Genomic DNA, 5342 nt, shown 5'->3' with positions numbered 1-5342 from the left:
ACATTCTTTCAAATACAAATTGTGTTGATTGTACATAAAAAAACCTCCTCTAAGTTTTCATTTTTATACTAACTTAGAAGAGGTATTTATTAAAAATAATTTAATTTAGCTTAAGTACACGGCTATGAGGCGGTGACTCCTGTGGGACGCACGCAGCGTAAGACGCGGGCATTCCGCGCATAGCGAGGGTTGCGGCTTACTGTGCTGAGCGGAAAGCACCGCCGAAGCGGACAACAACGGCGCAGCAAAAAAGTGTTAGATTGACTGCCATCAATCTAACACCTTTTCTCTTTTGTCCCAGGCTCTTGGTGGTTAGGCAAAGTCCACAAACATGTTCAAATCAATTTTTTCATACTATAAGACATGCTTAGTCTCGGAGGGGGGTTGTATGTTTTTTCTGAAGAAAGGCTTGGTCATCATAATAGGTAGTATCTGTATATCATTAGGCATTAATCTATTTTTAACACCATACCAAATACTAGACGGAGGCGTTGTAGGGGTAGCCCTTATTTTGTACTATTTGTATCAACTAAAAATCGGACTTATGATTATTATTTTAAGCATTCCAATATTTGTTATAGCTTGGTTTAAATACAGAGCTTATTTCTACAATAGTGTACATGGCTTAATTGCTTCGTCTTTTATTATTGACCTGTTGAAGCCTATACGAAATATAATTCAAATCGATGCGATTTATAGTGCAATTTTTGGGGGCATTTTAGTTGGTTTTGGCATCGGTTTAATGCTTCGCTTTCAGACAAGCACTGGTGGAACAGATCTCGTTGCACAGTTTTTAAGTGATAAAACAGGCATTAATGTGGGGATTCTTATTTTTTTTATTGATTCGATTGTTATCGTTTTAGGTGGGTTTCTGTTATCTTCTAATACATTAATCCTTTCCATAATTACTGTGTTAGTAGTTGGTATTACGACAAGTATGATAACCAGTTATGCAAAATAAAAAATAGCTTCAGTAAACACTGAAACTATTTATAGGTGAACGTTAAGGTCAGTTATTCATCATCCGCTTTTTTGGATAGGCGGGTTTTACTTCCGCAATTAAAATAGCTAGTAAAATTAATACTGCGCCAATAACCATTCTACCTGTCAGTACTTCATGCAAAAATATTACCGAAAGTACCATACCGAAAAAGGATTCTGTTGACAAGATAATGGCTGCCTTTGTAGCAGTTGTATATTGATTGGCCACATTTTGGAAAAGGTACGCAATAGTAGTTGAAAAAATCCCTAAATAAATGATTGAATAGATAGCTTCTTTTTCAAGATTAGTGGGGATATCGCCTTGACTGACGACGACCAAGATACCCAAAACGGATGCTGTTATAAACTGCACAATGGTAAGAGCGATTGCATCTTCCTTTTGTACAAAAAGGTTTGTACAAAAAATATCAAAAGCAAAGGCAACAGCACATGCTAGAGAAAGGGCATCTCCTATATTCATTGTGAGGGAGCCTTGTAATGATAAACAGCCAATTCCAACAAGCGCTATAATAGAGCCAATGATTTCGTAACCATCGATTCGGCGTTTATAGACGGCATAAGCAATAAGTGGAACAACGATTACATTAACAGCGGTTAAAAATGCATTTTTAGAGGGAGTCGTATATTGTAAACCAACTGTCTGAAGGGCAAAGGCAATATACAATATCGTGCCTAGTAAAACACCTTTCCAAACGACTGATTTTGTTGCTTTTTTTAATCTGTATCCAAAAATGACGGTTAGTATAATCGAAGCTAATATAAATCTTCCTGCCATCACTTGATAAGCAGTTAAATATTCTAGTGCAATGGCTGTAATAACAAACCCACTACCCCAAACGATAGCAGTTGTAAGTAGCATGCCATCAGCTATGTATTGTTTCATCTTTCTTCCTCCTAACTCCAATAAGAATAGCATGAGAAGGAAGAAAATATTTTGACTTTGTTTCTAAACTTTCAGGCGTTTTTTTGTACTTATTCCAAAGCGAATGTTTATTCTGCTATTTTACTATGTAATAAGTACAATTTAACGGCTGCTGATAAACGTTCATAAAAAACATAATCATTATCTAGCGGTGCTACTAATTGGCGGATTTTTGCCATGCGATATCGGATAGTATTTGGATGGCAGAAGTGCGCAACTGCTACTTCTTTTATGTTACCTTTTTTTGCGATATAGGTGATTGCGGTATTGATGAAATCTGTATCAACCTTTTCATCAAGTAAGGGCCCTAGATAGTTTTTTACATAATGCATGGCAAATTGAGGATCTTTGCGATGTAACTCAATAAGCAAGCTATCAGAACCAAGCTGTGTGTAATGACAAGTAGGGGTCATATCAATTTCTGCCATTAAGCGGGCAGCGAAAGCTTCCCGTACTGCAAGGTGAAGTGCCGTTTGTGTGCTATGCACCTGACTATAGCCAACAGTCAGTTTGTCTGTAGAAATATCATATATTGTAAGCCATTCATTAAGAAATTTTTCAAATTGAAAATGCTGTGATAGATTGGTCATTAAGATAAAGAGGCTATTTTTGTATTTGCAAATAACGCCTGTTTTTAATAGTGGCTCCAATTGCAAAAAAGATTGCATCCATTGTGCATTCGATACGGCTTGCATTTGAAAATTCGCTACGAATACATATTTTTCAAACGGTTTGTTCAATTGTTGTAAAAAAGATGTGATTTGTTCGGCAGAGACATCTTCGTTAATGAGACGTTTCATAATGGTTTCTAAAAAGAATGTATAGTCTTGCGTTTTTGCGTAAGCCATTGTTTCTAAAATAATTTTTTCAAAAAATTCATCCCCACCAAATCGCAGTATTGGGAAATGATGTGCATTTGCTAAGGCGAGTACTTCCTCTGGTAGCTCATTATAAATAACAGGCTTATATGCTAAAGCACTTGCTTCTAACTGAATCAGATTTTTTACAGCATTTACTAAATAATCAGGCTGTTGTTTTGCAAATAATAAGCTACTAAGGATTACACTATTTGGTGTAAATATCGTTTCTCGAACAGTGTGAATATCAGGCGAAAATTCAAAATCTAGAATTTCAACATTTTGGACAGGTTTATGTAAACCGTTGCTACCTGCAACGACTGTAAAATCCTTTGTAATCGGCAATTGCAAAAAGTTTTTTACGTTCATTATGGAATCTAGCTACCTTTCCAGTAATTTATTATTAAGTATCGTACCATCATTTTAAGATAAATGAATATAGTTATTGTCTTTTATTGCAAATTTTATTGTATCCATAGAGCGTATATTCAAAAAATAACTATGTTCAGTACAATCCCTTCACTTGATGATTCTAAAATCAACTTCGTTCTTTTTACAACTACTTCACAGAGCGTTTACAATTAAAGCTTACAATGGATACTAATAACCAATTTAAGAGGTGCAGAAATGGAGTCTGTTGTGAGACAAAGCGTAAAGACAAGCAATTTATTCTTATATTTAAATCATCTATATGAACAGCATCAAAGCAATACTTTATATATAAAACGTTTAAAAGCATTAAAAAAAATTATCGAAACAAAAGATTTACATACTTTTTTTCAACCGATTGTGGATTTACAAACAGAGCAAACAATGGGATTTGAGGCATTGAATAGACCAACGCCCTCTGGTTTATTTAACAGTGTCGATCAATTTTATGAATTTGTAGGGCAAACGGATTGCGTGTTTTTATTTGAATGCTTTTGTCGTAACCTATCATTGCAACGCTTCAAAGAGCGCCTGCACGGGGAGTTACTAAACCAAGATTATATCCTATTTCTTAATATCCACCCTAATGTATTACTGGATAAAAAATATAATAGTGGAGAAACATTACAACTGCTAAAAGAGCTCGGTATTAAACCACAGCAGGTAGTCTTTGAGTTAACAGAACGCAGCGCTGTGTTAGATTTTGTAGAGTTCGAAAGGGTATTATCACATTATCGTTCGCAGGGCTATCGAATTGCAGTGGATGATATGGGGTCCGGCTATAATAGTTTAAAAACATTGATTTATTTAAAACCAGAATTTATTAAGTTGGATCGTTCGTTAATTCAATATATCGATAAAAACAGTGAGCAGCAGCAGCTTGTTACATTGCTTATGAAATATGCGGAGCAAGCTGGAACAAAAATTATAGCAGAAGGCATAGAACGGCAAGAGGAGATCAATTATTTACAAGACATTGGCATCCATTATGCACAAGGGTATGCGTTAGGGAGGCCATCAAAAGACATTCAATTGGGGGAATTAAGGGTGGATGACCATGCAGATAGGAGAAGTCACAGAAAACGTTCCTAGTATTGATGAATTTGTGAAAAACAAAGATGTAGATATCCTTTTTACAAGCAATCCATCATTGCGAAGTGTTGTTGTTGTACGAGATGGCAGTCCAATTGGACATATTACCCGCACACATTTCTATCAAAAAATTGGTACACGCTATGGCTATAATTTATTTATGGGTCGACAAAATCAGCTTATTATTAAAGATAAACCTCTAATTGTAGATTATGACACACCTATTATAGAAGTCAGCACGGAAGCGATGGGCCGACGAGCAGAGGACCTATATGATGATATCATTGTCATTAAAAAAGGTGTCTATTTTGGTGTGGTCAGTATTAGAGAACTGTTGTTAAAGCTTGTAGAGACGCAAGTAGCGATTGCTAGTTTTTTAAACCCACTAACAAGCTTACCTGGCAATAAATTAATAGAAGAAAAATTACAAGCTGCATTACATCTTGAAAAATATAGTCTCATTTATTTTGATTTGGATCACTTTAAAACGTATAATGACACCTATGGTTTTAATAAAGGAGACAAAATTTTACTGTATTTAACAGATGTTCTCAAAAGAAATATTGCAGGTGGAGAAGATTTTTTAGGACATATAGGTGGCGATGATTTTGTTGCTATACTCCCACACTATGAAGTCACAATCATCTGTCAAACGATTATAGAAGAGTTTGATGCACAAATTATTGATTTTTATGAGCTAGAGGATCTAGTAAAATTACAAGTTCCTAATAGGACTGGAAAATTAGAGCGTTTTACATGTACTTCATTATCTATTGCTGTGATTACAAATGAATACCAGCAATTTACTTCAGTTGACCAACTATCCGATGCAGTAGCACGATTAAAAAAGGAATGCAAAAAGATATGTGGAAGCTGTTATTTAATTAATGACAAAGCAACCTACCTTATTCATTAGATATTTAAGATGTAGGGTGAATTACCCGCGGAACAAAGAGGGATACCCGCGAAATAGAGTGAATTACCCGCGAAATAGGTTGGTTTACCCGCGGAGCAGAGTGAAATACCCGCGAAGCAGAGTG

At 35.5% G+C, this 5342-nt stretch carries 5 protein-coding genes; 3 read left to right on the top strand and 2 right to left on the bottom strand.

The genetic code is table 11. The annotated features are described in order from the left end of the window. Positions 1 to 388 precede the first annotated feature (388 nt). The gene (locus tag C9J37_RS27120; RefSeq protein ID WP_069513035.1) at positions 389 to 961 is read left to right on the top strand and encodes a YitT family protein; all 573 of its coding nucleotides are present in this window, start codon (positions 389 to 391) and stop codon (positions 959 to 961) included. Between the two features lie 48 nt (positions 962 to 1009). Here the strand turns inward: C9J37_RS27120 and C9J37_RS27115 are convergent, their stop codons facing one another. Further along, complete coding sequence (locus C9J37_RS27115; RefSeq protein WP_107897882.1) at positions 1010 to 1885, bottom strand: DMT family transporter; 876 nt, start codon at positions 1883 to 1885, stop codon at positions 1010 to 1012. A 107-nt stretch (positions 1886 to 1992) separates the two neighbouring features. Then, positions 1993 to 3150, bottom strand: a complete 1158-nt coding sequence (locus C9J37_RS27110; protein WP_107897881.1) for a PucR family transcriptional regulator — start codon at positions 3148 to 3150, stop codon at positions 1993 to 1995. A gap of 258 nt (positions 3151 to 3408) precedes the next feature. On the opposite strand from C9J37_RS27110, the gene C9J37_RS27105 reads away from it, so the two are divergent. Next, positions 3409 to 4302 carry an EAL domain-containing protein gene (locus tag C9J37_RS27105; RefSeq protein ID WP_107897880.1) on the top strand — a complete coding sequence of 298 codons (894 nt, stop codon included), beginning with the start codon at positions 3409 to 3411 and terminating at the stop codon, positions 4300 to 4302. Continuing rightward, complete coding sequence (locus C9J37_RS27100; protein ID WP_107897879.1) at positions 4268 to 5218, top strand: GGDEF domain-containing protein; 951 nt, start codon at positions 4268 to 4270, stop codon at positions 5216 to 5218. The genes C9J37_RS27105 and C9J37_RS27100 overlap by 35 nt, the downstream gene beginning before the upstream one ends. Positions 5219 to 5342: the final 124 nt, after the last annotated feature.

The organism is Lysinibacillus mangiferihumi (assembly GCF_003049665.1).
GTDB lineage: Bacteria > Bacillota > Bacilli > Bacillales_A > Planococcaceae > Lysinibacillus > Lysinibacillus mangiferihumi.
This window is presented reverse-complemented; position numbering and strand designations above follow the sequence as displayed.

Bases quoted from the DNA above. Each gene is read 5' to 3' on its own strand.
- C9J37_RS27120 (WP_069513035.1), top strand. From the start codon at position 389: ATGTTTTTTCTGAAGAAAGGCTTGGTCATCATAATAGGTAGTATCTGT.
- C9J37_RS27115 (WP_107897882.1), bottom strand. From the start codon at position 1,885: ATGAAACAATACATAGCTGATGGCATGCTACTTACAACTGCTATCGTT.
- C9J37_RS27110 (WP_107897881.1), bottom strand. From the start codon at position 3,150: ATGAACGTAAAAAACTTTTTGCAATTGCCGATTACAAAGGATTTTACA.
- C9J37_RS27105 (WP_107897880.1), top strand. From the start codon at position 3,409: ATGGAGTCTGTTGTGAGACAAAGCGTAAAGACAAGCAATTTATTCTTA.
- C9J37_RS27100 (WP_107897879.1), top strand. From the start codon at position 4,268: ATGCAGATAGGAGAAGTCACAGAAAACGTTCCTAGTATTGATGAATTT.